The following is a 24,398-nucleotide window of genomic DNA, read 5'->3' as shown; positions in this document are numbered from 1 at the left end:
TCTAAATTTTTATACATACCAGGAGGACACTATGACATTTTCATTTCCAACAATAAAAGAGTTTATAAAAATTTTGTCAATTAATCGTACAAGTGTGTTTAAGCACATGAAACAGGTAGATGAAAAATTTTATTACATCCATTCATCTACTGAAGAATGGAGTTGCGCAGTTATATATGAAAATGACTCTTTCACTGCTTTAATCGAAGCCTTTTCTAGCTATTCAGCGGTCGTTATTATAAACGAAACTCAAGAACCTATATGCTGTATAACTGCTCAGCAAACGCTCCCTTTTCTTTATAAGTATTACAATGAACTACAAGCGTTTTATAATACTGTTATTCAAACAACCGATTCTTCTGTTACAGTCATCGATGATAAAGAATGCGTTCGTACTTGGACGGATGGCGCCGAAAAGATTTTTTCAGTCAACCATAATGAAATTATCGGACAACCCATTACACGTTTTTTTGATTATAAAGATTTAGAAATTTTACAATCATTACATGCCGGAAAAAGCATAATCGCTCAGTTCCATCAGCCTCGTCCTGATTTATTCGTATTAATTAATTCCAATCCAGTTTATTGTAACGATGAAATTATAGGAGCAGTCGTTTCTGAAACTGATGTTACAAATCAAGTCGCTTTGAATGAAAAACTATTTAATATGTCGCATGAAATGCACCGATTAGAACAAGAAGTAGCAAAATATAAAGATACATCCGATCCTTTCCTTACGATGAATGGAAAAAGCCCTGTTATACAACGAACGATTCAATTAGCTAGAAAGGTTTGTTCAGTGAAATCCACGGTTTTAATACTCGGCGAAAGCGGAGTTGGAAAAGAAGTGTTTGCGAAAGCAATTCATGAAGCAAGTGAGACAACAAATGCCCCTTTCATTTCAATTAACTGCGGTGCAATTCCTGAAGCGTTATTTGAAAGTGAATTATTTGGTTACGAGCGCGGGGCGTTTTCTGGTGCAAATAGTAAAGGTAAGAAAGGGAAAATAGAGCTCGCGCAAGGCGGTACTTTATTCCTTGATGAGATTGGAGAAATGCCGCTTGATATGCAAGTGAAACTTTTGCGTGTACTGCAAGAACGAAAATATTACCGAGTTGGTGGAGAAAAAGAAATACATATTGATTTCCGCATTATCGCTGCTACAAATCGTGATTTACAAGAAGAAATGAGAAAAGGAACTTTCCGAGAAGATTTATACTATCGCTTAAATGTAGTTAGCTTGCATATTCCGCCACTACGCGAAAGACGAGAGGATATTATCGAATTAACCTATTCCTTCTTAAACGATTTTTCAATAAACTATAACAGACCTATTCGCGACTTACCTTCAAATATTATGCATGAACTGCTTCATTACAATTGGCCTGGTAATATTCGCGAGCTCCGCAACGTAGTTGAAAGACTCGTCGTATTTGCGACGGACGGTATTATTAAACAAGAATATTTACCGTTTCATACAAATGATACTTTAGACAATCATACGGCTCATTCCCTATTACTCAGCAACAATAATACGATTCTTTCTTTACAGGAAGAAATGGATGAGCACGAGAAAAAGGTAATTGAAAGAGCTTTACGTATTTTAGATGGTAATAAATTAGAATGTGCGAAACAACTTGGGGTAACGAGGGCCACTTTATATAACCGTTTAAAAAGACTGGGGTTACAATAACCCCTCTCCTCCTCTATATTGGCATAGTTTTTGCATAATAATTTGTGTAAACCGAACTAGAGGAGGAATACATATGACGAATAAAGAGAACTTAATTGTTTGTCGTTGTGAAGAAGTTACATACGGACAACTTCAATCGACAATTGCTGAATATAATTGCTCAGCTCGTGAGCTAAAACTAAGAACACGTGCTGGTATGGGTTTTTGCGGCGGCAGAACATGTAGAATGACGATAGAACGAATGGTAGAAAATGCGAATCCTAACATATCCCAAAATGAAATTCCATTAAAATATCAACCGCCAGTGCGTGCAGTTACTTTTGGAGCGGTAGGTGACAATCAATGAGTAGAATTACACATCACCCTATTTTAGGTAGTTTAAATAGTAGTCAGCGTATCAATTTTCAATTTAATGGTCAACAATATGAAGCATATGAACATGAAACGATAGCAGCCGCTCTACTTGCAAACGGAATAAGAACGTTAAGAGTGCATGAAGATAGCGGAACTCCGCGAGGTATTTATTGTAATATCGGGCATTGTTCTGAATGCCGCGTGACTGTAAACAATCAAACGAACGTACGAGCTTGCTTAACTGTAGTTGAAAACGATATGGTTGTTGAAAGCGGAAAACAGCATCCAAATATCGTGAGAGAGATGGTGAAAAAGCGATGATCGATGTAATTATTATTGGTGCAGGACCAGCAGGATTATCAGCTTCCATCTCTTGTGCACGTTTTGGACTTAACGTACTTGTTATTGATGAATTTATGAAGCCGGGCGGGAGATTGTTAGGACAGTTGCATCAAGAGCCTACTGGGGAATGGTGGAACGGAATAGAAGAATCAAAGCGCCTTCATGAAGAAGCAAAAGCACTTTCAGTCGATATTCGGTGCGGTGTTTCCGTCTATAATTTAGATAAAGATGAAAGTTGTTGGTTCGTACATACAAATATCGGTATGCTAGAAGCTCCGTTTGTACTTATTGCTACTGGGGCTGCGGAGTATTCTATTCCCCTTCCTGGCTGGACACTTCCAGGGGTTATGTCAATTGGCGCAGCTCAAGTTATGACAAATGTTCACCGAGTTCAAGTTGGTAAAAAAGGAATCATTATCGGTGCTAATATTTTGTCATTCGCCATTTTAAACGAATTGCAATTAGCTGGAATCACAGTGGATCATATTGTACTCCCTGAAAAAAGCGAATTAAGCCAAAAGGCCGGTGAACCAGAAGAAGTTTTAAACTCACTCTTAAATGCGGCTCACCTCGCCCCATCTCCCTTCCTACGTATAGGTAGCCGTTTTATGAAATATGATTGGATTCGAAAAGCTGGATTAACATTTTATCCAAATAGCGGCATGAAAATAAACGGGACGTCGCTTCATCTTCGTAAAGCTGCACTTGAAATTATCGGTACAGATCAAGTTGAGGGTGTACGTGTTGCTAACATTGACTCTAAAGGAAATATTATTAACGGATCAGAAAAGATATATGAGGCAGACTTCGTTTGTATCGCTGGAGGTTTATATCCGCTTGCTGAGCTTGCCGCTGTAGCTGGTTGTCCGTTCCATTACATTCCTGAACTTGGCGGGCATGTCCCGCTTCATTCAGAAGAAATGGAAACCTCTCTTCCAGGTTTATTTGTTGCTGGAAATATTACTGGCATTGAAAGCGGAAAAATCGCAATGGCGCAAGGAACAGTTGCAGGTCTATCTATTGCTAAACATGCAAGTGAGAAACGTGACGTAGTCGACCAACAATTACAACAAGCAATTCAAAACGTTCACTCTGTTCGTCAAAAAGCAGCGATTCAATTTAATCCAATGATTGATGTTGGTAGACGGAAGATGAATGCACTTTGGTGTGATTATTCCTCTACATATGCACATACTGAAAAGAGCTACTGAGATTACTCTCAACAGCTCTTTTCACTACTCATTTGAGTTATTAAATTTCGCTAATGCGTAAATACCTTCTTCATCATCTAATTCAAGTTGCAATCTTGCCGCAAATGAATTGACGTTGTATTCTCGATCAAGTAGTAAGCGTAGTGCTTCGATTAAGTTCGCTTGAATTAATATTTGCTGGCGACCATTTACCTCTACTTCTGCAGAGAAACCGTAGTCATCATCATACATTAGTTCAACTGAAACTTCTTCTGGACCAACTTGTCTTTTTTCAGCGATATATATACAAAGCGCATTTATAAGCTCTTGTTCAGAAATTTTTATTGTTTCCATGCTACTTCATCTGCCTTTTTCTTACGTTGATCTTTGAAGTATTTAAATGCACGAACTGCTAACATTACGATACCAGCCATTAATAACATATTTACCATAAACGCTAATACAGAACCAAGAGCTCCCATATTTGCAAATAAGCTACCCATTAGTAAACCACCAAGACCACCTAGTAATAAACCTTTCATAAAGCCACCTTTATTACTTTTTGGTGCTGTGTTTGTTGCTTTTGTTTTTGAATCTGTTGTCGTTTTTTGTGAATTTACATTAGAATCTTTTTTGTTTAAATCAACTTTTGAATTTTGACCAGAACTTGGTGTATATGATTTTTTACCAGATTTGTAACTTTTCGCTTCCGCGTGATTTACGAACATAAAGCTACTAGCTCCAAAGATAACCATGAATGCTGTCATTACTGCTACAAGTTTTTTCAACATATTATATCCATTCTCCTTTTATATAGATATATGTGAAATCTACCTTTCTTTAAAACAAGAATGATAGATTTATTTTAAAACCATTTTAAAGGTTCTTATGAACTTATTATATGAACTTTTGTCGAAATATGCAAGTATTATTTACTTACGACAATAATTCCATAACAAAGGAAAAATTAAGAAAAACGGAATTGACTTTAAATGAAACAAAACATATTATAAGTTCATAAGAACTTTTTATAATTTTGGAGGTGAAAAGATGGAAACATTTCATCTCACACGAAACGAAATGGCAACGCTCCTTCTATCACTTAGAGGATGGAATCCGAAAAAGCCTCTTAGTATTTTACAAGAAGCTTGGGCAAAGTCACATAAAAAAGATATTGAAAGCGGACAAAGCGTTACAGCTTTTATTACAACCGCACTTTCACCTATTTTTGAAAAATTAATTAAAATCGATGATACGGATGTCGGTTTTTCTTTAAATGAAATAGTTGCGCTTGGTAATCAGATTGAAAACACAAGTTTCTCTGTAACTGCTATGCAAAACTGGGTGAAACGAGATATAAAAGAAATGATTGGCTCCCCTCAAAAAGGGAAGAAATACTCAATCGAACAAGCAGCATTACTATTCATTGTCGAAGATTTAAAAACAGCGCTTGATTTTGAATCCATTCGTAAACTATTACGACTCATCGTAAATGACCCGGCCGATCGAAGTGATGATTTAATTAACCCTGTTCATTTATATGTAGCTTATTCTTCTTTATTTGAAGAACTGAATCAAGGGAATTGCTTACAACTAAATGCAACAGATACCATTCATACGATTGAAAATATTGTAAAAGAAAAAGCTGATAAAATCGCAAGTAAGTTCGATCAAATTAATAACGAACAACGCGAAGCAATTCGTAACGCTATTATTATCGCCACGCTTTCTGTACATACCGCTTATGTACAAATGCTAGCAAAACGTTACGTTTCAGCAACGTTATTTTTACAAAATTTAGATGTGAAGCCGTAAAAAATAGAAGCATAATAGCTTCTATTTTTTTATAACAAAAAGGTTGTTAATTTCAAAGACGAAAACAAGCATAACCCTGTCGTATATTGAGAACAGGGTTATGCTTGTTTTCCCTCGATGTAAGATACTTAACAATTTAACAAGAAAGTCGTTTTTTAGAGTGCTAGTATCAGTATGTCCAAATTTGATAAACCATTTTCATATACTTCATAGTTTTTGCACCAGAACCGCCAAGGCAAATAATTATTTGCTGGACAGCACAGGAAATATTAGTTCATAGCTTCTGCCGAAATCGCCTCACACCCATTGAATAACGCGAACTTTTGGACACAACTGTTCAAGGCTGTTCGCAATTGTATTGTTTGCTTCACACCTTTCTCGTACCAGATGTTTTTAATAACGAGCGTTCCAGTTTTTCGCTCCGCGATTATCTCGGCTCGTCCAATGAAGTTCTCTCCATATAGTAGAGGCAGTACGTAATAGCCGAATTTTCGTTTGTTTGCAGGCGTGTAAATCTCCCAGGTGTAATCGAAGTCAAACAATTCGCTTATAAGTTTTCTATCCCATATGAAATTATCAAGGGGGGCAATAAGTTCACAACGTAATTTCGGATCTTGATTTTGCAGAACGGCTTCAATAAGCGGTAAATCCTCCGTGAGGCAGTACAACTTATCCTTCGTTTGTTCAACAGCGACAGCAACAATGCGAGGTTCGTGCAATAGCTGGCGGAAAGCTTCGTTTCGCTGTGTTGCTTTCAACCCCCATATGTTCAGCCATGCATCTGATGCACGATTCCATAAGAGACCTACAGAACCGATTCGACGCAGTATCCGCCACTTATGGTGCTCAAGCTCGTCATCCAGCGGATCTGGTGCATTCAGCAAATCTGGCTGGATGTACCTTTTGGCGATATCGTAATATTTACGCGTTCCTTTTTTATGATGGATAATTAACTCACCCGTTGAATACATCTGTTCCAGTACCGAACGAGATGTATTGTTTCCACCGCTCCAATGGATGGCCGATTGCCAAGAGAAGTCTCCACTCAATTTTAAATCACTTGAACTTAGCGCGCCGTGATTTTGGATATGATCCCGTACATGCGTTGTCAATACTTCCATTTCGGGATAGCGTTCGGCATGCTGACGGGCGGCTTTCCTGTATCGCTCAAAATACGGCCAATCCTCGACAGGGATAATGGCTAGGTTTTTGTCGGGATAATCAACAAGGCTTCTATCTTCATACAACAACTCAGCGAGCATGCCCTTAGTAAATCCCTTGATTCGCGATTGTAGCACTAATTCGGCGTTTTTTCCGCAAACATCGATGGGATCGTATTGAATACAGCTAGCCTGCCGAACAAAGTCCAATACGCCCTGCTTCCCGCTAAATTTATAGTCACCTAAAAGTCCATGTTTTAACAAAAGAAATTGTCGCGCCTGGCGGTTTGTTAATTGAATCATGTGCGTACCTACCTCTAGTTTAGTTTTTTTATTATAGTACAGTGGGAGATGAAGGGAAAAATCACAGGAGCGAAGAGAAGTTTGTGTACGTCCTCTATGGGGGACTTGGACTTTTTGTTGGTTTGAGCTCAGTACAATACCGAACTCAAACCAACAAAGCAATCCCATAATAAAAAGTCTAACTTTAAATAATACTCCCCCAGGAGGGAACCCTGTCGTTATTATATTTCTTTTGTTGGATCCATTACAGGCGGTACTGATAAGCCGGCTTGACGTAATAGTAACATCATCTGGCCGCGGTGATGTGTTTGGTGATCAATTAAGAAACGTAGTACTGCGCCTTTTGTTGGGAGACTCTCAATACCTATTTCTGTTAGCAAGTCCTCATCTGATAGCTTGGCTACCTCTTGCTTGACTGCCTCTGCTACTTTTTCGTAAGCTACTGTAATTTCTCTTGCTGTCGCTGGAACTGGTTCATTATGATCAATCATTGGTACAGTTAAACCAGCTAAATGACTAAAATAACCTGCTGTTTCTACCAAATGCCAGCCTAACCAGCCAAGTACACTATGTCCTTCCACAATACTTTGTCCTAATTTTTCATCTGTTACGGCCTGCAATACTTTAACTGTCCCTTTTACAGATACTGTCCATTCTTTTAAAAAATCATCCACTTGTCGATACATCCAAACGCCTCCTCTAAAAATCACTTCTTTTTTAGCATACAAAATATTTATTCTAAAAACAAGAACTAACGTTCTCGTTTTTGTGATCTATCATTTATTCGCACCAGAACAAAAAATATGTATGTCCTTGTTGTTTAATATAGGCCAACCTTCGAAATGCTTTAGTATCGATCAATCGCATGATATTTCTATTGTGAATAGTAATTGGTCCGTAAATAGGATCTGTAAAACGCATAACTTCTCCCCCTTTGTAAATTCAACACTTACATCATTATACAAAATTTTCGGTCTACTGATCCTTTCCTTCTCTCTTCATGAAAACTCAATTTATATCGTTTACTATAAGTACTAGGAAAACTAATACAAGACATAAAAAGTATTAAAATAGCGATACATTCATTAAATGAGGTATAATTTACATATAGTGAAATTTTTATGTTATTAAATAAAAAGAACTTTCACTTGAAAAAACTTATGAACTAGAAGGTGCAACAATGTTAAGTAGTTTTATTCATTCCGTATTAACATTTTTTGAAGGATTAGGTTATTGGGGCATAATGCTTGGACTTATGATTGAGATTATCCCAAGTGAGATTGTCCTAGCGTATGCAGGTTACTTAGTATCAAATGGAAGTATCTCATTCGTAGGTGCAGTTATATTCGGTACAATTGGCGGCGTTATTGCCCAAGTTTTTGTTTATTGGATTGGACGATACGGTGGTCGCCCTGTATTAGAACGTTACGGAAAGTATATTTTCATTCATAAAAAACAAATTAATGCTGCTGAAGATTGGTTTAATCGTTACGGAACTGGCGTAATTTTCACTGCACGTTTTATTCCAGTCGTTCGTCATGCGATTTCAATTCCTGCCGGGATTACAAAAATGCCAATTTCACGTTTCATTACTTTAACAGGACTTGCGATTATTCCTTGGTCTATCATTTTCATTTATTTAGGTGAAACACTTGGAGAAAACTGGGGTAATATAAATGACGTTGCTGGACCATATGTGCAATCTTTCGCTATTGGCGGGGTTGTTCTTATTATTTTATATTTCGTAATAAAAAAGCGGGCAAAAAAACGTAAAAAGCTTGCTTAAATTTTTAATAAAACCGCTATAAATTCATTAAGAATTATAGCGGTTTTTATTAATTCATTCATATTAGTGATTTCTAGACATTTTATTAAACCCTCCAGTTTAAGATTGACGTGGATAAGTTACAATTCATTTGTAAATTCGTATAGTAACTCAAAAGGAGTGTTTCCCCTATGCATTGGCAGCAAAAAGTACCATACTTAATCGGACGCCCTGTTGGTGTTTCTCTCATGAATGGGCAAGGGACTTCCGGCGTTTTATGTGGCGGTCAAGATAGTCAATTATTTGTTTACGAATACCTTTACCAAGGTCAATTTGCAATGAAACATTATGACTTTAGACAAATTCAAGATATACACGCCTTTCCAAATTGCCCGCACCAAAATCCTCTATACTAAAAAACAGACTGTCACATACGTGAAGTCTGTTTTTCCTCTTTCTTTACTTTTGTATGTCTACCCATTTCAAGCTTGTTCCTGGGCCAAATTGATGTACATATAAATCTTTCACATATGGTTTTTGTAAGTAAGATAATCCGCGCTGGAATACTGGTGCGATTACTGCATCATCAAGGAGCATTTTTTCCGCATCTTGCAATGCCTTCCAGCGAGCTTTTTCATCATTACCTAATTCTGTTTTAATCTTCTTAATTAACGCGTCATACTCTGGATTTGCATATCCTGTATTATTGACAGTACTTCCCGAAAGGAATACTTCTAAGTAAGTCATTGGATCTGGATAATCAGGTAACCAGCGTGATAACGACATTTCATATTCTTTTTTCTTCTCTAACGCTAGTTTTTGCGTATGTGGTTGTAATTTCACATTTACTTTTAGCCCTGGTAAGTTTTTCTCAAGCTCTTCTTTAATATACTCTCCTACTTTTTTAAAGTTTTCTAAGTCATAGTTTAAGAATTCTAGCGTTACTTCATTTGTTCCCGTCTCTTGCTTTGCTTTTTCCCAATATTCCTTCGCCTGTTTTACGTTCATCTTATTAAACTCTCCAGCCGTATCTCTAAAATCTTTCTTATCTGGGCCCTTTAAAAATCCTTTCGGAACGTAGTAGTTCGCAGCTACCGATCCGTCATTTAAAAATGATGTCGCCAAGCCCTTTTTATCAAACACTGTACTTAGCGCAAGACGTGCGTTTTTATTTTTAAGAATCGGTACATTTTCATTGAAACGGAAGAAATACATAACTGGATCTGTATATTGTTTCAATTCTTTATTATTTTTATATTTATCTACGAATTCTGTAGAAATGACAGCTCTATCTACTTTATCTGTTTCATATAAATTTACCGCCGTTGAAATTTCTTTAACAATTTGGTAGTTTACTTCATCTAACTTCACTTCTTTTTTATCCCAATATTTATCATTTTTCTTCATTGTAAAACTTGCTTCGTGCTTCCACTCCGACAACGTAAACGGCCCATTATACACCGCTTTATTTGCCTCTAAACCGTATTTATCACCTTGCTCTTTCGCAAACTTTTCATTAATTGGATAGAACGACGGTAAAATAAGTAGTTTTGTAAAATACGGTACTGGATGTTCTAATTCAACAACGAACGTTTTATCATCCTTTGCTTTCACACCTAATTCTTCTAATCCTAATTGTTTCTTATTTATCTTTTCCGCATTTTTCACATCGTACGCGATATATGCATATTGAGAGGCTGTATCTGGATTAATCAGTTGCTTCCAAGCATATACGTAATCTTGTGCTGTTACTGGATCTCCGTTAGACCATTTCGCATCGCGCAAATGGAATGTATATGTCTTTCCATCTTTACTCACTTCATATTTTTGTGCTCCCGCTTGAACCACTTCATCATTTTTCGATAAACGGAATAACCCTTCCATTACGTTGTTTAAAACGTTAAACGATACGGCGTCTGTTACTTTCCCTGAATTTAGTGACGGAATTTCACCCGTTTCTAATAGTTGCAATACTTTCTTCTCATCTTTCGGCTTTGTAGCTGTTTTTTCTTTAGCACATCCTACTAAAAATGAAGATATAAGTAGAGTACTAACTAATGAGTAGCGAACAACCTTTTTCATATAAAGCCCCCCTATCTTTTTTAAGGTAAGTAGCGACGAGCACCAGCGTATTCTTCTATATATCCTGGTGTATTTAGCGGTATAATTTCAACTGATCTTTCAGCTCTTGGTGAGTGAATCATATTTCCGTCACCAATATACATTCCAACATGATGAACACTACCTTTTCCTTGATTATGTGCAAAGAATATTAAATCGCCCTTTTGTAGGTTTTCTTTATCAACCGCAATTCCTGCTTTTGATTGTGGCCCAGAATCCCTCGGTATTGTAATGCCATGTGATTTATAAATCGTATGTGTAAATCCAGAGCAATCAAAACCAAACCCACTTGTACCAGCCCATATATATGGTAAGCCTAAAAACATCTTGCCGGTGTTTATTAAATCATCAGCTGTTGGCGTAGGAATATCATTTTGAGAACGGTGAACAGTTCCATCATTTTTCCGTAGCCACGCCTTCTGACCATTTGGTAATAGTACGCGGTACGAAATAGCATCTTCACTCAAAAGTGGTAATCGCGTATTATAACTTACTTCTAGTGATTTATGTTTTTCAGAAGGATTAATATATACAATTGCTGTCGGTTTTGTAATCAAAACGAACGGCTGTCCTGCCTTATCTGCAAATTCTTGATTATACGTTAATTGTTTTTCAGGCATCCACCCGGGATATCCTTCTTCATTTCGCGGTGTTGGCTGTCCGTGCACTAGTACTTTTACCCAATCACCTTTTTTATCAATGACCGTTACTTCTTGACCGAGTAGCGCTTGCGTTTCTAATTTATTTGCACTTGTTAACCAAAGCTTCTCATCAAGCGTCATTGATTTCGTCCACTTCCACAAATCAACTGGATTTGTGGCGCTCGGTGCATCAATTGGTCGTAATGAATCAGGCGCAGTCCAAAGCGTTGCAGCAGATACATCTATAAATGCTTTACTATCCTTCTTCTCTTCAGCATTTGCCGATGTAAATGATGAAAATATAAATAAAGTTGTTAAAAATGCAGTTCCTACTTTTTTCATATATATCCTCCTTAAAAGATAGTTTACTAGGTACTACTTCTAAGATTGTATATTCACTACAGAATGCAGGTTTACCTTTGGACCAGTGTAAGTCATCCCTTCTGGCTCTTCTACTAACCATAACGGTGCATCAAGATCAAAGTAATGAATGTTCGGATGAGCCGCAGCTAAATGTGCAACAGCGCTAACTGAAAGTGAAGATTCCATCATACTTCCAACCATACATTTCACACCTGCTGCTTCTGCTATATCTGCAATACGCCAAGCTTCTCGTATGCCGCCGCATTTCATTAATTTAATATTAAGTAGGTCTGCATATCCTCCTTGGACAATCTTTAATGCGTCGCTTGCCGAAAACATACTTTCATCTGCCATAATAGGCGTTTGTACATTGTCCTTCACGTACTTTAATCCATCCCAATCTTTCGCATGAACTGGTTGTTCTACAAATTCTATATTTAAATTTCTATTCTCCATTTCTCTAATAATAGAAACCGCTTCTTTCGGTTTCCATCCTTGATTTGCATCTAAACGTAACGTCGTATTCTTTGGAACCACATTTCGAATTGCCTCTATGCGTTCCAAATCTAAATGTGCCTCTTTACCCACCTTAATTTTTAATGTTTGGAATCCCTTTTCAATATGCTTTTTCGCTTCTTTTGCCATTAATAAAGGTTCATCCACACTTACTGTAATATCAGTATAAATCTCTTTCTTTCCACCTAGTAATGCGTATAACGGTATGTTGTGAAATTGACAATACACATCGTATAAAGCCATATCTACCGCCGCTTTCGCACTTGTATTTCCTATACAGCTCATTTGAATGTGTAACAATAACGTTTGAAATTGCAGTACATCTTTTTCAACTAATACAGAACGAATTGGTCCTAATATTGCTTCCTCCATCCCGTTGGCAAAATCACCTGTAATAACCGGCGTTGCTGCAGCAGCTCCTTTTCCAACAATCCCTTCATCTGTATGAATAAACACATCTATACTTTCGATTTCTGTTACAGTACGAAGCGCTGTTTTAAACAGTGTATGAAGTTTTACATGTCGGCGGTTTACCTTCACATCGGTAATTTTCATTTTGTTCATCCTTTCGTTGTCTATAGAGTGAAACTTTAATCCACGGAAGGCTTTATTTTGCCCGTTAATACCAAACAAAAAAATCCAGCCATAAGAAGATTCTTACGGCTGGATTTTTTCTATGAATGGGTAGACAAAGCAGCGATCTGATTATATTTTTTCTGTGCATCCTTTAGCGCTACAAGTAGCGCCTTTTGAGACGAACCGAAGTATCGATTTTTTATTTCTGTTACTAATGCTGGGTCATTAATATTTTTATGTAGAAACAAATATTTAACAAATTGAGATGTTAATGCAATTGTCGCTGAGCAATCTGAATCTACAATTTCCCCTGTATCCTTCTCAAGTACAAATGCTACAAAATAACTTTTGAACTTTTCGGTAATGGGATTATTTTGAGGTGCTTTCGCATCCCCTACGACGTAAATTGTATTTGAAGCGTACACAGCTATCTTCCTTTCTTATACGAGGATAACGGTTTTCTTAACAGACGTATAAGCTGTTAACTCAACGTTCATTAAAAAATGTATCCGCTTACCTTGTATTATATACAATTGACAGAATTTTAACAATATTTATTTTGACATATATTCCATAATTATGAAAATCTCTTAAAACAATTAAAAATGGCTCAAACTTCTCATTTTTACAATATGTCATTGCTCCTTGTACCATGACATTCACACTACAAACACCTTTTCCCTCATACATCAAAAAACAGTTAGCTATCGCTAACTGTTCCACCACTTCACTTTGGCAATACGAATATTGTTTCGTTTGACTTAGAAAATTGATACTCTTTTCTCGCAAACTTTAAAATTTCTTCTTCATTATCGGCTAAATTCTCAATGTTAGTCTTTAAAGAACCTTGATCTTTCTTTAAAGAAACTAATTGTTTCTTTTGATTTGTTATTGTATTTTTTTTGCCATTAATTACTTCTTGTTGTTTCGTTAAAATATATTGAACGTACAAAGTAGTTACAGCAATAAAAATGAACATGAAAATAAAACGCCTTAACTTCTTCTTATTTATAGTTCGATTGTCGTTAGGCTGTGATAGTTGCTCTGGTATATTAGGAACATTGATTCTTTTGAGTTTCCTCATTTTCAAATCCCCCTAACCCATATTTTTTCACTACCATCGGCACGATCTCTTACTAACATAAATTCTATTTCTATAAAATAAGCTCCTTCACAAAAAAATCTCACAAATTAACCAATTAGAGATAGCGTTCGACGACATCTCTGTATTTAAAATGAGAATTTTTATTTATGCTGCTATAAAATAGTAGTTTATGTTATTCTTTTCCCCCAATTGTAGAAAACATTTTTACACACATGAATTTTCATTTATAAAGATATTACATTTTTTCTCTTTATTAATTCTATTAGCAATTACTTATTCCTTTCCTAATTAAAAGTTTACATAATAATATTATCTGTAATATTTATTATTCCAATAAAAAAACAATCCGCGTAGTACATGGATTGTTTTCCGATTTCATTTTTATAATCATTTCGAATTTTCTTTATTATTTATTAAAACCAACTAGGTATTATAAAAATGAAATTGAATTATAAACTTAGTAGCCGGGACTTCGTGTATATAAAAAACGGTTAACTTCTATTGTTTTTATCATTTGAAAACAAAAATGAGTTTTATCCTTACATTTGAAAAATGCATATGTAGCAAGCGTCTATAACGGTACTCTTATCATACTAATCTATAACAATTTTGCCTTCTTCCCTTACCTGTATTCTTTAAAACATAAGACTTTAAAACGAGTGCTGTTAGTGAATCTGTTAATGTTTTATATGATAAATTTGAAAGAGCTAATAGATCGTTCGTATATAACATTCTATGCTTCTCTAATAATAATAGTACTAATCGTTCTGACGGTTTTAATGTTTCATCACTTTCTAGTATAAAATCTATATTTTTCATATTTTCCTACCTTACTCCTTATATAAAAAAATGATTTTAGTAGTTATTTAATATAAAAATACTACATAACAAATTCGAAGATATATCGAAATAACATAGCGCCCAAACACTTTTATACTATAACATAAAAAAGACATTTCCCCAAATTGAAAATGCCTTTTTATATCTACTTCTCTTTTTTATATAATTGATAGGATTGTTCTAGTCCTTTATTATATTTCGTATTATTATCTGTCCATTCTCCCCCTAAGTCTCCTGGCCACCCTGATGTATTAGCAACATATTTAAGCAACTCCCAATCCTGCAGTCCTTTTTTCACACCACGCTCATACGATTTGACCATACTTGAAATTGCTATCGTTGTATTTATCCGTGAATCTACTAAACTCTCTTCCGATAATTGTGCTGGTGCTAATCCACCACGATGTAATTGGAATAATCCGAAAGATGTTCCGTTATCTCCTATTGCTTTTCGGTTAAATTTTGTTTCATGATCCGCAATTGATAATGGTATCCAATCTGGAATATCATACCTCTTTGCAACTTCACTAATTACTTGTTTATTATTTTTAATTTCTTTCTGCTTTTCATAGTTGGTATGAATTACATAACTTAAGGTAAATAACGTAAGTAATATAAATATATATTGTAACGCTTTTTTCATCATTTCATCTCCTGATTTGTGTATGTTTCACTTTCTATATACACTATAAGACTTTTATGTGACATTCATTTGACAAAATGATATTAATGATACATAAGCTGTTACAATTTTAACTATCAATCTAAAAACTACAATTCTTCTAAAAGACTCCTTCAACACATAAAAACAATCAGTCTTTCATGTATAGTACATGAAAGGCTGATTGTTTTTCACTACACTTTTTTATGTATACAGTATATCCCTGCTATAATAAAACAAATTGAAATTACCGATAAAATTGTACCCTGGATTTCATAAAATGTAGTAAAGAATTTTCCGCTTGGTCTATCCCAAATTTCTAATGAACCCGCGTAAATTGCGGAAGTTATATATGTAAGACCGAATAGGAGAACTCCCGAAAGAACATAGGTTACTCCAATATTTTTCATTATTAGCTCACCTCCATTAATTTTATTTGTGAATAAAACAAAAAAGACCTTTATACGTTAAAGATCTTTTTCATCTTATTTTTGTTACAAAAACGCCAGAATCTAAAACAAAAACTTGCTTTAGGATACGTATTTATATATATAAATTAAAGACTATAAGGCTACGATCATCTTCTCGATTAACATTTTTCACATTAAATATCTCTTGCAATATGCGGTTTACTATAATGGCTTGTTCCACCACCGCCTACTATTACTTTACCGCCTTTTTCAAAGATTAATAATTTTCTTGAACCATCAGAAAGTAAAACTATTACTTCCGCATTGTCACTTGTAGCCGTATATATTACATATCCACTTTTCGAAATACAAGTTGCCCAATTCTCATCAAATTCTGATCTTAATACTCGATTAGAATACACTTGATTTTCAATTCTTCCTGGCTGTTCATTTTCCAAATTTTTCTTAACTCCTTCCAAAGTTGTCATTTATATATAAATGACGGTTTCTCAATAAATTAGTGACCGTCCTTAATATAAATAGTATATGTAGTTAGTAGGAGAATGCTTGGACAATGAAAACGTAGCAGCATTGATGAATTTCATTTGTTTTCCTCCGATCTTTCTCTATAAACAATTAAATAAAACATGTCCTAAAATTGAAAATAAGGCAGTCGATGTTGTGTCGATTGCCTTATTTTCATGAATAGTTCCTATATTATTCTTTTCGTACAGCTTCAAAAGTAATAATTTGGTCTGCATTTGACGGTTGCTTTTCATAAACATAGTCAGCAGAGCAAGTAATGTCAGTGAAACCTATACTTTCTAAAAGAAGTTTAAACTCTTCTATTCCATACCACCGCATTGCAAAACGTTGTAGTTCAGTTTGTACTAACTTTCCTTTACTCCATTTTTCATATTTTAAATATGATACAGTTACTTGGTTAAGCCAATCTATTTCAATTGATTTATTTTCTAATGTAATCCCGTCTCCGCTTGGTAAGGAAAAAGTCGATGTATGAATCTCACCTGTCTTCCAATCATACGGAAGCCCAAGGTCTACAATTAAACGCCCACCTGGATTAAGATGTTCATAAAAACATTTCAAAGCGTTTATAGAATCATCACGATTTTCAATTAAACAAAAGGATCCAGTAGGAATGATAATTGCCTCATATTTATGCGGCAGTGAAAATTGTTGTAAGCTTCCTTCATATAAATTAGGATGTATGCCTCTCTCTTTACACCGCTTTCGGCAAGAATCTAGCATTTCAGGCGAATAATCTATCCCATCAACTTTAAAACCAGCTTCAAGAAATGGAATAATGACACGTCCCGATCCTACTGCTGCTTCGAGAATTCTTCCTTTACAACTCTTTAAACGATCTTGATAATATTCAATATCACCATTCAAAGAATAACCGACAGGTTTTGTGTAATCATAAAGTTCTGTACAAAGTGTACTATAAAAACTAAACATTTATTTTCTCCTCCGTTTTATGTGTACGGAAGATTCTAATTTACTTAATCTTTCCGTACCTCAAATTTTAATAAAAATTCGAAAGAGCTGACTGTCATAATATATCACTCGCTTTCCATAGAATATAATCATATTGTATAATATTCTCTTCAAAATGAATATATAAATTAAAAATTCAGACTAATTTTGAAAGGAGGATATGATGAATTCATTAATTGGAGTTCTTTTTCTCCTTATCGCTATTAATGTTCTAATTTTCTTTATAGCAAAAAATTATAAACGAATATGGAAAATAGCCAGTGGTATTTTCATTCTTTCTTCCCCCATTGTTTTCTTTGCCACTATGCACGTAATTGGAGAAAAAGTAGGAGATGGATTAGCTGGAGGTTTTGCCGCTTTTACCTTTAGTGGACTTTTAATCATTAATGCAATTTTTTTATTTGTTGTAAGCATTTTTATATCTACCAATAGAACTTCATAATAAACTCCCCATATTTGTAGGCATTTATATTTCAAAATTTAAAGAGCTTACTATAGTAAGCTCTTCATCAAAAACCATTTATTTCACAATCGGCAATGTTACTTCACTTAATTTTACCTTAAGCTTCGTACCCGCTTTCGGTCTAATTGTATAATCGTAGTCACTTGCGATTAATACCACTCCAATTTGATGCCCTGCTTTAAATACGTAATCATCCGGCTGCATGTCCCATGTAAATGTATAATCTTTACCAGGTTGAATCGCTGTTGAATTTTCTATACTATTTAAGTTTTGCGGATCCATCCAACCTCTCGTTACAATTTCAGGCTTCGCTCCGCCGTAATCAACGAGTAAAGCTGTTAAATTTGAAACAGACCGATCAATATTTCCTATTATTGAAATCTTAGGCGTACCACTTATTCGCATATCTTTTTGCAATACAGGCATTGTATATACTAATCGATTCGCTATTTCTAACTCAGGGTTTTCTACTAGTTGATTTGACTTTATTTTAGCATCATCTACTAAGGAGAAAACATTGTTTACTGATCCCATACTTAATGGTAGATTGACTGCTTTATTACTTAAATACATACGGACTTTTGATGGTACAGCCGCTGGATCTGGCCAATTTTTTATTTTTTGCCACGATTTATTTTCACGTTGTACATCTACCATCGGTTCAGCCATAATTCCATTTTCAATTCCATATAACCAATAATCGAACCATTTATTTTGCGTTTGTTGCCAGTTATTACTTGATGTTCCGCCGTGTCCACCTTGATGTAACCACATTTTACGAGGAACATTATTTTCGCCAAGAGCTTCCCACCACTGTGAAAACTGCTTCGTTTTTACATTCCAATCATTTAAACCATGAACAACAAACACACTAGCCTTCACATTCTTAACATTTTTTACATAGTTACGCTTATCCCAAAAGTCGTTATAATCACCTGTTTTACGATCTTGTCCAGCTGTTAGTTCTTTAATGATCTGACCGCAAACTTCTGGGTTCTTTCTTGTTAGTACTGCTTCAGCCATATTATCTGTATCTTCTCCTTGATAACCACCCGGCGCAATAACCGCCCCATTTGCACGATAATAATCATACCAACTACTAATCGCTGCGATTGGAATAATTGTTTTTAACCCTTCCACTCCTGTCGCTGCGACAGCATTTGGTAACGTACCATTATAAGAAACTCCTGTCATTCCTACATTTCCCGTAGACCAATTTGCATTTACTTCCTTACCATCCTCTGTATATGCTTTTGCACGACCATTCACCCAATCAATGACAGACTTCGTCCCAAGTATTTCTTGCTCATCTCCAGTTGTCGGACATCCATCTGATTTTCCAGTTCCGATACTTTCACCTAAAATAACTGCATATCCTCTCGGAACATAATAATTACCATACGATCCAAGATTAGCTGCCCCATACGGTTTTCCTTCATACGCATACAATTCTTCATCAACATTATACACAGGAACATCTTTTAAACCCGATCGATATGGACTCATTTCATAAATAACAGGAACTTTCACATCTTGATTCGTTTTTGGACGCATAACCTTTACTGATACACGATCTTTTTTACCATCTCGATCACTATCAACTTCTGTCTCTACAAATAGATTTTCTACAATGGCTTCATCAAGTGAATAGATTGGTTTCGTCATCCCATTTTCTAATTCAATTTTCGTGTTTGACATTAAAGCTTCTGAAACTTGACCATTTAACTTAACATTATTCTCCTTTGCGGAGATCCCTTCCTTATTTTCTGCATGTGCAGTCATACTAGAAACTCCTGAAGTAATTGTTAAAGATAATATAGTCGATAATGTAATTGCTAATTTCTTTTTCTCCATGTACTTCCCTCCCCAGCACTTTCTTCTCTTACTATACACCAAAAACACTGAAAATTCAGTTTATACTTTATGTAAAAGTTGAAAAATTTGTAGAACTATCAAATCCTTTTATATAGAAGAAAAGGAACTAATAACAATTAGTTCCTATCTATATACATATAAAATTGTATTTCCCCATCTACTACCGAAACCCCGTATTCAAATCCATGTCTTTCTAAAATACTTTTTACAATCGCTAGTCCTAATCCAGTACCTGATTTTTCTTTACTACGAGAAGATTCTAATACGTAAAAAGGTTCCCAAATTCTATCTATCTCTTTACTGCCCTCAGCAGCACTACCATTTTGAATTTGAAAATACACAACGTCATTTTTCTCTTCTAATGTGATTTTTATATCTTGATTCGTTGTATATTTTATCGCATTAGAGATTAAATTTTGAAAGACCATTCTCATTTTATTTAAATCAGCATAAACAATCGCGTCACCAGCATTATAGTTTACTTGCAACTTGATTTCTTTCGAATCCAGTTCAATTTTATGCTTATCTATTATACTTTGTACTAGTGATTCAATAGGGAATTCTTCTTTTTGTAAAATATCTCTTTCTAATTTAGAAAATCGTAATAACTCTTCAATTAAATTTGAAATTTGATCTGTTTGTCTAATGATTGTATCAACATATGTACCGTCATCTAAACCATCTTTTATTCCCATAGAATATGCTTTTACTAATGCGATTGGTGTTTTTAATTCATGAGTTACATCGCCCATAAATCGTTTTAAGTGGTCATTTCGATCTGTTAAATCTTGATGTGCTTCATGTAATTTATCACTCATAATGTTTATACTATTTGCTAAATCACCTATTTCATCATTCGTTTTAACTTTCGTCCGTTTAAATTTCAGACGTGAAATATCTTCTGCGACATCACTCAATTCATTCAGTGGTGTAGTGATTGTTTTTGAAAAAATCCAGACGAGCACAATAATAAGAAATAGTGAGAATCCCAAAATGTATAAATAAAATGAGTTAAGCGTTTTAATTACTTCATTGGAATGTGCGATAGAAACTCCTACTAAAATCAACATATCATCTTTCGCAATGTATTTCGCAAAAAAACTAGATTTTATCTTTTCTTGATCATATATTTTATTCGATTGTCCGAGGTTCTTCACTTTCGTAATTTCTTCTTTTGTAATCCAAAGTTTATTCAATGCAACTCTCTTTTTTGTAAGTTGCATGCGTAATTCTTCATTAATAGCATCTTCTGAACTATTTATTGATGTATAAGCAATCGTAACATTACCTTCATTTTCAATACGATTTATAGCATCATCCAGTTCTTTACGCGGTATTGACTGGATTTGCGCTGTAATGCCTTCTAAGCCTTCGCGTGTTTTGTGCACATTATATTTTGGTAAAAAATAGTTAATTAATAATAAAGAGACCGTATAAATAAGGATGACTGTTAAAGAGATGCTGAAAAATAACTTTTTACCGAGTTTATTCACACTCTTCCTCCAAACTGTATCCTAAACCGCGATGTGTCTTTATAATATTTTCTCCTATTTTTTTACGTAATCTTCTTACATGCGTATCAACCGTTCGCTCTTCCCCAAAATAATCAAATCCCCAGACGATATCTAACAACTTTTTCCGCGTTAAAATCGTGCCTTTATGATTTAAAAAGCACTTTATTAATTGTAATTCTGTCTTTGTAATATCTAATTCTTTCTCATTTTTATATACTTTATTTTTGGTGAAATCTATTTTTAAATCTTGAACTTGAATAACATCTTCATGCTGTACAAGCTTTTTCGCTCGTGTAATGAGCACTCCTGGGTGAAATGGCTTTTTCACGTATTCATCTGCCCCGCTTTGAAGAGCTGCTAATTCATCTTCACTTTCACTTTTCGCAGTAAGCATTAATACTTTTACACTCGAATTCTTTTTTATTTCCTGACAGACAGTAATACCACTACTTTTCGGCATCATCCAGTCTAAAATAGCTAAGTCAATTTTCTCATCATAAAATATTTGAAGTGCCTCCTCTCCATCTTTTGCTAATAAAACTTCGAAGCCTTCTTTTTCAAAATATGCTTTTAAAATTTTCAGCATATCTTGTTCATCATCCGCGATTAATACTTTCATTACATTTCCTCCATTACTTATAAACAAATATCAATTTTATCATACAACTTCTTTGTTACATCAATGTGACATAAAAATATTTACAACGTTTGAGGGTATAGTAAGTGTGAGGTGTTGTTTCATGTTCAAAAAAATAGGAGTCATTACTCTTTTCTTCTTTTTATTATCAACAAATGCGTTCGCAAATACAAATAAACAAATTGAAGTATTTGATTGTAAAAAAGAAATGGTCGTTCAAAAACAATCTTTAGATCCAGCTATTCAAAAAGAAGCTGTTCAATTTGCAAAATCAATTACTGGTCCATTTAAAAACTTAAATGTCGTTCCGAAAGATGGACATATGATAAAAATCCCTTTATCTAAACCTGTTTCTATTACAAATCAATGGTTACATACAACAATTGATGAAGTACTCATCCTTCTTCCAGTGAATGAAAAACCTTATATTATGCTTTACGATGATGAGAATAATCCGCATTTTTATTATGTAAAAGGTGATCCGAAGGTTTTATTGAAACAAATGAATGTTAAGATGTAATTGCATAAGAAAGGTTCCATACTTGAATATAGAACCTTTCTACAATCTTATCAGGTGACTTGAACCTTTATAATTTTCGCTTTTTACAAATCCATTTGCGCTATAAAACTCCTCACCTTGCTTTGTATCCGTATGTAGAACAACAATGTGAAAATACTTTTCCGCATGTCTTAATAGTTGCTTCAATAACAACTTCCCTAACCCCATGCGCCGATAATCATTTGAAATATAAAACCTTCTCAATCGGCCAATCTTATTATCTTTCGTAAACGGATCTTGATTTAATCCTCCAATTCCAATTAACGTTTCCTCTTGAAAAATACCATATAAACATTCGCCTGTTTTACTAAACCTATTTCTTTTACTTTCATATTCATTTATTAATTTTATCAAGAAGTTAAAACCTTCTTCTTTACTTCCCATAATAAGATGATTGATCTCATATTTAAACAAATCTTCAATCTGCTTAATTTGTATATCTTCCAGCTTAATCCCCCATTTTCTCTATCCAAATGTATCTTTTTGAAAAACAAAAATGCCCAAGAATATATGATCCTGAGCATTCATTTGAATGTGAACTTATTCATTTTGTTATGTAAGTATTCTTCAATTCAGGTAATATCCCCTTCAACTCCATTAAATCAGCAATTACTAAATCAGCATGAGCAAGCTCATCTTCTTGTGCAAAGTCAAAATTGCATCCAATCGCAATCAAGCCATTATCTTTAGCTGCATTTATATCAGATAAACGATCACCAACTACCGCTGCCTCTTTTATATCATATTTCATCAAAATGCTTTTTACTAAGTCACTTTTATTAAGCGATTGTATTTGCTCAATACTGAACGTTTCCGTAACCCATTGGTCTAAATCATAATAAGATACGATTGCTTGTAAATATTCCGTTAAACCGTTACTAGCAATGTAAATGGAACAGTTATTTTCTTTTATAAAACTAAAAACTTCCCTTACATACGGATATAAAGCCCCTTTTCCACTCTTTATGTTTTCAATTAATCTCTCTAAAAAATAAGCATCTGTTTGTTTTTTTACTTCATTTGAATGATCAGGTAATAGTGCTTCCCAAACTTTAGGCAAAGGAACACCCATAATTTCACGGTATTTATCAATAGGTGTTTCCACATCCCATAGTTGTAACGAACGCAAATGATTAAATGTATCATCTAGTGATAATTCTAAAATTTTGTCTGTTTGAAATAAAGTTCCATCCATATCGAAAATTAGTGCTTGTAACATGATATTCTCTCCCATTCTTTACTTATGAACTACAATACAGTTTTACTCGAACTATTTTTAATCATCTCAACAATAATTTCTGAACAATAATTCGCTGCGGTTTTCGCGAAATCATCATATGAAACTTGCGCTGAATCATCTGCACTGTCAGAAATACATCTCAAAACGAGAAACGGTATGTCATTTATATAAGCAACATGTCCAATTGCTGCCCCTTCCATTTCTGTACAATGAGGTGCATATTCAGTAACTAATTGCTCCTTTAATCTTAAATCATCGACAAAGCATTCTCCGCTGACGATTCTTCCTTCATGAACAGTAATATTTAAACTACTACTATTAACAGCTTTTCGGGCTAAATCTCTTAATTCCCCGCTTGCATGAAACGCTTCCTGAAACGGAAATAGATTCTTCATTTGATTTTTATTAACATCATGATGTGTAACGTTTGTAGAAATAACTAGATCGCCAACTTTCACATCCAGATGTAATCCACCCGCAACACCTGTATTAATGATAGAGTCTACATCAAATTTATTAATTAATATTTGTGTACAAGCAGCTGCATTTACCTTGCCTACACCACATCGCGTAATAATAACTTCTGTATCCATGAAATTCCCTTTATAAAAAGGCATTCCTGCAATAGTTTGTTCCTCATCTATATGTAGTTTTTCTAAAAGTAAGTCTATTTCAATTTGCATTGCTCCGATAATACCGATTCTGTTCATGTATGTAGTCCCCTTTATTAATTTGTT

30 protein-coding genes and 1 pseudogene are annotated in these 24,398 nt (G+C 34.6%); 9 read left to right on the top strand and 22 right to left on the bottom strand.

The window, feature by feature from the left end; translation table 11 throughout:
* Positions 1-31 precede the first annotated feature (31 nt).
* The 4 genes from MKX77_RS10405 to MKX77_RS10390 all read left to right on the top strand — a co-directional run bounded on the left by MKX77_RS10405 (position 32) and on the right by MKX77_RS10390 (position 3,600).
* Positions 32-1,693 carry a sigma-54 interaction domain-containing protein gene (locus tag MKX77_RS10405; RefSeq protein ID WP_341306556.1) on the top strand — a complete coding sequence of 554 codons (1,662 nt, stop codon included), beginning with the start codon at positions 32-34 and terminating at the stop codon, positions 1,691-1,693.
* A 73-nt stretch (positions 1,694-1,766) separates the two neighbouring features.
* Positions 1,767-2,039: a (2Fe-2S)-binding protein gene (locus MKX77_RS10400; RefSeq protein WP_002012972.1), complete on the top strand. Its 273-nt coding sequence runs from the start codon at positions 1,767-1,769 to the stop codon at positions 2,037-2,039.
* Positions 2,036-2,368, top strand: a complete 333-nt coding sequence (locus MKX77_RS10395) for a 2Fe-2S iron-sulfur cluster-binding protein (protein WP_199673674.1) — start codon at positions 2,036-2,038, stop codon at positions 2,366-2,368. The genes MKX77_RS10400 and MKX77_RS10395 overlap by 4 nt, the downstream gene beginning before the upstream one ends.
* On the top strand, positions 2,365-3,600 hold the full coding sequence (locus MKX77_RS10390) for an NAD(P)/FAD-dependent oxidoreductase (RefSeq protein ID WP_341306555.1): 1,236 nt from the start codon (positions 2,365-2,367) through the stop codon (positions 3,598-3,600). Before MKX77_RS10395 ends, MKX77_RS10390 begins: the two co-directional genes overlap by 4 nt.
* A gap of 24 nt (positions 3,601-3,624) precedes the next feature.
* On the opposite strand, the gene MKX77_RS10385 is transcribed toward MKX77_RS10390, so the two are convergent.
* Positions 3,625-3,933 carry a YxcD family protein gene (locus MKX77_RS10385; protein WP_341306554.1) on the bottom strand — a complete coding sequence of 103 codons (309 nt, stop codon included), beginning with the start codon at positions 3,931-3,933 and terminating at the stop codon, positions 3,625-3,627.
* Positions 3,921-4,370, bottom strand: a complete 450-nt coding sequence (locus tag MKX77_RS10380; RefSeq protein WP_341306553.1) for a hypothetical protein — start codon at positions 4,368-4,370, stop codon at positions 3,921-3,923. The genes MKX77_RS10385 and MKX77_RS10380 overlap by 13 nt, the downstream gene beginning before the upstream one ends.
* A gap of 259 nt (positions 4,371-4,629) precedes the next feature.
* On the opposite strand from MKX77_RS10380, the gene MKX77_RS10375 reads away from it, so the two are divergent.
* On the top strand, positions 4,630-5,394 hold the full coding sequence (locus tag MKX77_RS10375; protein WP_002110340.1) for a DUF1836 domain-containing protein: 765 nt from the start codon (positions 4,630-4,632) through the stop codon (positions 5,392-5,394).
* 269 nt (positions 5,395-5,663) lie between these two features.
* Here the strand turns inward: MKX77_RS10375 and MKX77_RS10370 are convergent, their stop codons facing one another.
* The 3 genes and pseudogenes from MKX77_RS10370 to MKX77_RS10360 all read right to left on the bottom strand — a co-directional run.
* Positions 5,664-6,857: a winged helix-turn-helix domain-containing protein gene (locus MKX77_RS10370; RefSeq protein WP_341306552.1), complete on the bottom strand. Its 1,194-nt coding sequence runs from the start codon at positions 6,855-6,857 to the stop codon at positions 5,664-5,666.
* A 221-nt stretch (positions 6,858-7,078) separates the two neighbouring features.
* Positions 7,079-7,543, bottom strand: a complete 465-nt coding sequence (locus tag MKX77_RS10365; protein WP_341306551.1) for a DinB family protein — start codon at positions 7,541-7,543, stop codon at positions 7,079-7,081.
* Positions 7,544-7,652: 109 nt separating this feature from the next.
* Positions 7,653-7,778, bottom strand: a pseudogene (locus MKX77_RS10360) (HD domain-containing protein); the annotation flags it as partial.
* 259 nt (positions 7,779-8,037) lie between these two features.
* On the opposite strand from MKX77_RS10360, the gene MKX77_RS10355 reads away from it, so the two are divergent.
* Entirely contained in the window at positions 8,038-8,643 is a 606-nt protein-coding gene (locus tag MKX77_RS10355) for a DedA family protein (protein ID WP_341306550.1), read from the top strand.
* Positions 8,644-8,813: 170 nt separating this feature from the next.
* Positions 8,814-9,038, top strand: coding sequence for a hypothetical protein (locus tag MKX77_RS10350; RefSeq protein ID WP_341306549.1), 225 nt, complete (start codon positions 8,814-8,816; stop codon positions 9,036-9,038).
* Between the two features lie 43 nt (positions 9,039-9,081).
* On the opposite strand, the gene MKX77_RS10345 is transcribed toward MKX77_RS10350, so the two are convergent.
* The 11 genes from MKX77_RS10345 to MKX77_RS10295 form a co-directional block, all read right to left on the bottom strand.
* Positions 9,082-10,704, bottom strand: coding sequence for a peptide ABC transporter substrate-binding protein (locus MKX77_RS10345; protein WP_341306548.1), 1,623 nt, complete (start codon positions 10,702-10,704; stop codon positions 9,082-9,084).
* Between the two features lie 20 nt (positions 10,705-10,724).
* Complete coding sequence (locus tag MKX77_RS10340) at positions 10,725-11,726, bottom strand: C40 family peptidase (RefSeq protein ID WP_341306547.1); 1,002 nt, start codon at positions 11,724-11,726, stop codon at positions 10,725-10,727.
* Positions 11,727-11,765: 39 nt separating this feature from the next.
* Positions 11,766-12,827 (bottom strand): dipeptide epimerase, encoded by a 1,062-nt coding sequence (locus MKX77_RS10335; protein WP_341306546.1) that lies wholly within the window; start codon positions 12,825-12,827, stop codon positions 11,766-11,768.
* Between the two features lie 110 nt (positions 12,828-12,937).
* Positions 12,938-13,264, bottom strand: coding sequence for a DUF3870 domain-containing protein (locus tag MKX77_RS10330; protein ID WP_341306545.1), 327 nt, complete (start codon positions 13,262-13,264; stop codon positions 12,938-12,940).
* Positions 13,265-13,352: 88 nt separating this feature from the next.
* Complete coding sequence (locus MKX77_RS10325; protein ID WP_341306544.1) at positions 13,353-13,628, bottom strand: hypothetical protein; 276 nt, start codon at positions 13,626-13,628, stop codon at positions 13,353-13,355.
* Entirely contained in the window at positions 13,567-13,923 is a 357-nt protein-coding gene (locus MKX77_RS10320) for an FtsB family cell division protein (protein WP_215553353.1), read from the bottom strand. Before MKX77_RS10320 ends, MKX77_RS10325 begins: the two co-directional genes overlap by 62 nt.
* A gap of 609 nt (positions 13,924-14,532) precedes the next feature.
* Positions 14,533-14,763, bottom strand: coding sequence for a hypothetical protein (locus MKX77_RS10315; protein WP_341306543.1), 231 nt, complete (start codon positions 14,761-14,763; stop codon positions 14,533-14,535).
* Positions 14,764-14,929: 166 nt separating this feature from the next.
* The gene (locus tag MKX77_RS10310) at positions 14,930-15,430 is read right to left on the bottom strand and encodes an invasion protein (protein ID WP_341306542.1); all 501 of its coding nucleotides are present in this window, start codon (positions 15,428-15,430) and stop codon (positions 14,930-14,932) included.
* Positions 15,431-15,639: 209 nt separating this feature from the next.
* Positions 15,640-15,855 (bottom strand): hypothetical protein, encoded by a 216-nt coding sequence (locus MKX77_RS10305; protein WP_341306541.1) that lies wholly within the window; start codon positions 15,853-15,855, stop codon positions 15,640-15,642.
* Positions 15,856-16,049: 194 nt separating this feature from the next.
* The gene (locus MKX77_RS10300; RefSeq protein WP_341306540.1) at positions 16,050-16,313 is read right to left on the bottom strand and encodes a hypothetical protein; all 264 of its coding nucleotides are present in this window, start codon (positions 16,311-16,313) and stop codon (positions 16,050-16,052) included.
* Positions 16,314-16,572: 259 nt separating this feature from the next.
* Positions 16,573-17,334: a class I SAM-dependent methyltransferase gene (locus MKX77_RS10295; protein WP_341306539.1), complete on the bottom strand. Its 762-nt coding sequence runs from the start codon at positions 17,332-17,334 to the stop codon at positions 16,573-16,575.
* 202 nt (positions 17,335-17,536) lie between these two features.
* On the opposite strand from MKX77_RS10295, the gene MKX77_RS10290 reads away from it, so the two are divergent.
* The gene (locus MKX77_RS10290) at positions 17,537-17,815 is read left to right on the top strand and encodes a hypothetical protein (protein WP_341306538.1); all 279 of its coding nucleotides are present in this window, start codon (positions 17,537-17,539) and stop codon (positions 17,813-17,815) included.
* Positions 17,816-17,893: 78 nt separating this feature from the next.
* Here the strand turns inward: MKX77_RS10290 and MKX77_RS10285 are convergent, their stop codons facing one another.
* From MKX77_RS10285 to MKX77_RS10275, 3 genes are all read right to left on the bottom strand, one after another.
* Complete coding sequence (locus tag MKX77_RS10285; RefSeq protein ID WP_341306537.1) at positions 17,894-19,690, bottom strand: Xaa-Pro dipeptidyl-peptidase; 1,797 nt, start codon at positions 19,688-19,690, stop codon at positions 17,894-17,896.
* A gap of 137 nt (positions 19,691-19,827) precedes the next feature.
* Positions 19,828-21,204, bottom strand: a complete 1,377-nt coding sequence (locus MKX77_RS10280) for a sensor histidine kinase (protein ID WP_341306536.1) — start codon at positions 21,202-21,204, stop codon at positions 19,828-19,830.
* Positions 21,197-21,844: a response regulator transcription factor gene (locus MKX77_RS10275; RefSeq protein ID WP_000865958.1), complete on the bottom strand. Its 648-nt coding sequence runs from the start codon at positions 21,842-21,844 to the stop codon at positions 21,197-21,199. Before MKX77_RS10275 ends, MKX77_RS10280 begins: the two co-directional genes overlap by 8 nt.
* A gap of 121 nt (positions 21,845-21,965) precedes the next feature.
* On the opposite strand from MKX77_RS10275, the gene MKX77_RS10270 reads away from it, so the two are divergent.
* The gene (locus MKX77_RS10270) at positions 21,966-22,382 is read left to right on the top strand and encodes a hypothetical protein (RefSeq protein ID WP_341306535.1); all 417 of its coding nucleotides are present in this window, start codon (positions 21,966-21,968) and stop codon (positions 22,380-22,382) included.
* A gap of 39 nt (positions 22,383-22,421) precedes the next feature.
* On the opposite strand, the gene MKX77_RS10265 is transcribed toward MKX77_RS10270, so the two are convergent.
* The 3 genes from MKX77_RS10265 to MKX77_RS10255 all read right to left on the bottom strand — a co-directional run bounded on the left by MKX77_RS10265 (position 22,422) and on the right by MKX77_RS10255 (position 24,371).
* Entirely contained in the window at positions 22,422-22,835 is a 414-nt protein-coding gene (locus MKX77_RS10265) for a GNAT family N-acetyltransferase (protein ID WP_341306534.1), read from the bottom strand.
* 130 nt (positions 22,836-22,965) lie between these two features.
* Positions 22,966-23,640, bottom strand: coding sequence for an HAD family hydrolase (locus MKX77_RS10260; protein ID WP_341306533.1), 675 nt, complete (start codon positions 23,638-23,640; stop codon positions 22,966-22,968).
* A 29-nt stretch (positions 23,641-23,669) separates the two neighbouring features.
* Complete coding sequence (locus MKX77_RS10255) at positions 23,670-24,371, bottom strand: 5'-methylthioadenosine/adenosylhomocysteine nucleosidase (protein ID WP_341306532.1); 702 nt, start codon at positions 24,369-24,371, stop codon at positions 23,670-23,672.
* Between the last annotated feature and the right edge of the window lie 27 nt (positions 24,372-24,398).

This window comes from Bacillus sp. FSL R9-9410, from assembly GCF_038050385.1.
In the GTDB taxonomy this organism is placed as follows: Bacteria; Bacillota; Bacilli; order Bacillales; family Bacillaceae_G; genus Bacillus_A; species Bacillus_A cereus_U.
This window is presented reverse-complemented; position numbering and strand designations above follow the sequence as displayed.

Bases quoted from the DNA above. Each gene is read 5' to 3' on its own strand.
- MKX77_RS10405 (WP_341306556.1), top strand. From the start codon at position 32: ATGACATTTTCATTTCCAACAATAAAAGAGTTTATAAAAATTTTGTCA.
- MKX77_RS10400 (WP_002012972.1), top strand. From the start codon at position 1,767: ATGACGAATAAAGAGAACTTAATTGTTTGTCGTTGTGAAGAAGTTACA.
- MKX77_RS10395 (WP_199673674.1), top strand. From the start codon at position 2,036: ATGAGTAGAATTACACATCACCCTATTTTAGGTAGTTTAAATAGTAGT.
- MKX77_RS10390 (WP_341306555.1), top strand. From the start codon at position 2,365: ATGATCGATGTAATTATTATTGGTGCAGGACCAGCAGGATTATCAGCT.
- MKX77_RS10385 (WP_341306554.1), bottom strand. From the start codon at position 3,933: ATGGAAACAATAAAAATTTCTGAACAAGAGCTTATAAATGCGCTTTGT.
- MKX77_RS10380 (WP_341306553.1), bottom strand. From the start codon at position 4,370: ATGTTGAAAAAACTTGTAGCAGTAATGACAGCATTCATGGTTATCTTT.
- MKX77_RS10375 (WP_002110340.1), top strand. From the start codon at position 4,630: ATGGAAACATTTCATCTCACACGAAACGAAATGGCAACGCTCCTTCTA.
- MKX77_RS10370 (WP_341306552.1), bottom strand. From the start codon at position 6,857: ATGATTCAATTAACAAACCGCCAGGCGCGACAATTTCTTTTGTTAAAA.
- MKX77_RS10365 (WP_341306551.1), bottom strand. From the start codon at position 7,543: ATGTATCGACAAGTGGATGATTTTTTAAAAGAATGGACAGTATCTGTA.
- MKX77_RS10355 (WP_341306550.1), top strand. From the start codon at position 8,038: ATGTTAAGTAGTTTTATTCATTCCGTATTAACATTTTTTGAAGGATTA.
- MKX77_RS10350 (WP_341306549.1), top strand. From the start codon at position 8,814: ATGCATTGGCAGCAAAAAGTACCATACTTAATCGGACGCCCTGTTGGT.
- MKX77_RS10345 (WP_341306548.1), bottom strand. From the start codon at position 10,704: ATGAAAAAGGTTGTTCGCTACTCATTAGTTAGTACTCTACTTATATCT.
- MKX77_RS10340 (WP_341306547.1), bottom strand. From the start codon at position 11,726: ATGAAAAAAGTAGGAACTGCATTTTTAACAACTTTATTTATATTTTCA.
- MKX77_RS10335 (WP_341306546.1), bottom strand. From the start codon at position 12,827: ATGAACAAAATGAAAATTACCGATGTGAAGGTAAACCGCCGACATGTA.
- MKX77_RS10320 (WP_215553353.1), bottom strand. From the start codon at position 13,923: ATGAGGAAACTCAAAAGAATCAATGTTCCTAATATACCAGAGCAACTA.
- MKX77_RS10315 (WP_341306543.1), bottom strand. From the start codon at position 14,763: ATGAAAAATATAGATTTTATACTAGAAAGTGATGAAACATTAAAACCG.
- MKX77_RS10310 (WP_341306542.1), bottom strand. From the start codon at position 15,430: ATGATGAAAAAAGCGTTACAATATATATTTATATTACTTACGTTATTT.
- MKX77_RS10305 (WP_341306541.1), bottom strand. From the start codon at position 15,855: ATGAAAAATATTGGAGTAACCTATGTTCTTTCGGGAGTTCTCCTATTC.
- MKX77_RS10295 (WP_341306539.1), bottom strand. From the start codon at position 17,334: ATGTTTAGTTTTTATAGTACACTTTGTACAGAACTTTATGATTACACA.
- MKX77_RS10290 (WP_341306538.1), top strand. From the start codon at position 17,537: ATGAATTCATTAATTGGAGTTCTTTTTCTCCTTATCGCTATTAATGTT.
- MKX77_RS10285 (WP_341306537.1), bottom strand. From the start codon at position 19,690: ATGGAGAAAAAGAAATTAGCAATTACATTATCGACTATATTATCTTTA.
- MKX77_RS10275 (WP_000865958.1), bottom strand. From the start codon at position 21,844: ATGAAAGTATTAATCGCGGATGATGAACAAGATATGCTGAAAATTTTA.
- MKX77_RS10270 (WP_341306535.1), top strand. From the start codon at position 21,966: ATGTTCAAAAAAATAGGAGTCATTACTCTTTTCTTCTTTTTATTATCA.
- MKX77_RS10260 (WP_341306533.1), bottom strand. From the start codon at position 23,640: ATGTTACAAGCACTAATTTTCGATATGGATGGAACTTTATTTCAAACA.
- MKX77_RS10255 (WP_341306532.1), bottom strand. From the start codon at position 24,371: ATGAACAGAATCGGTATTATCGGAGCAATGCAAATTGAAATAGACTTA.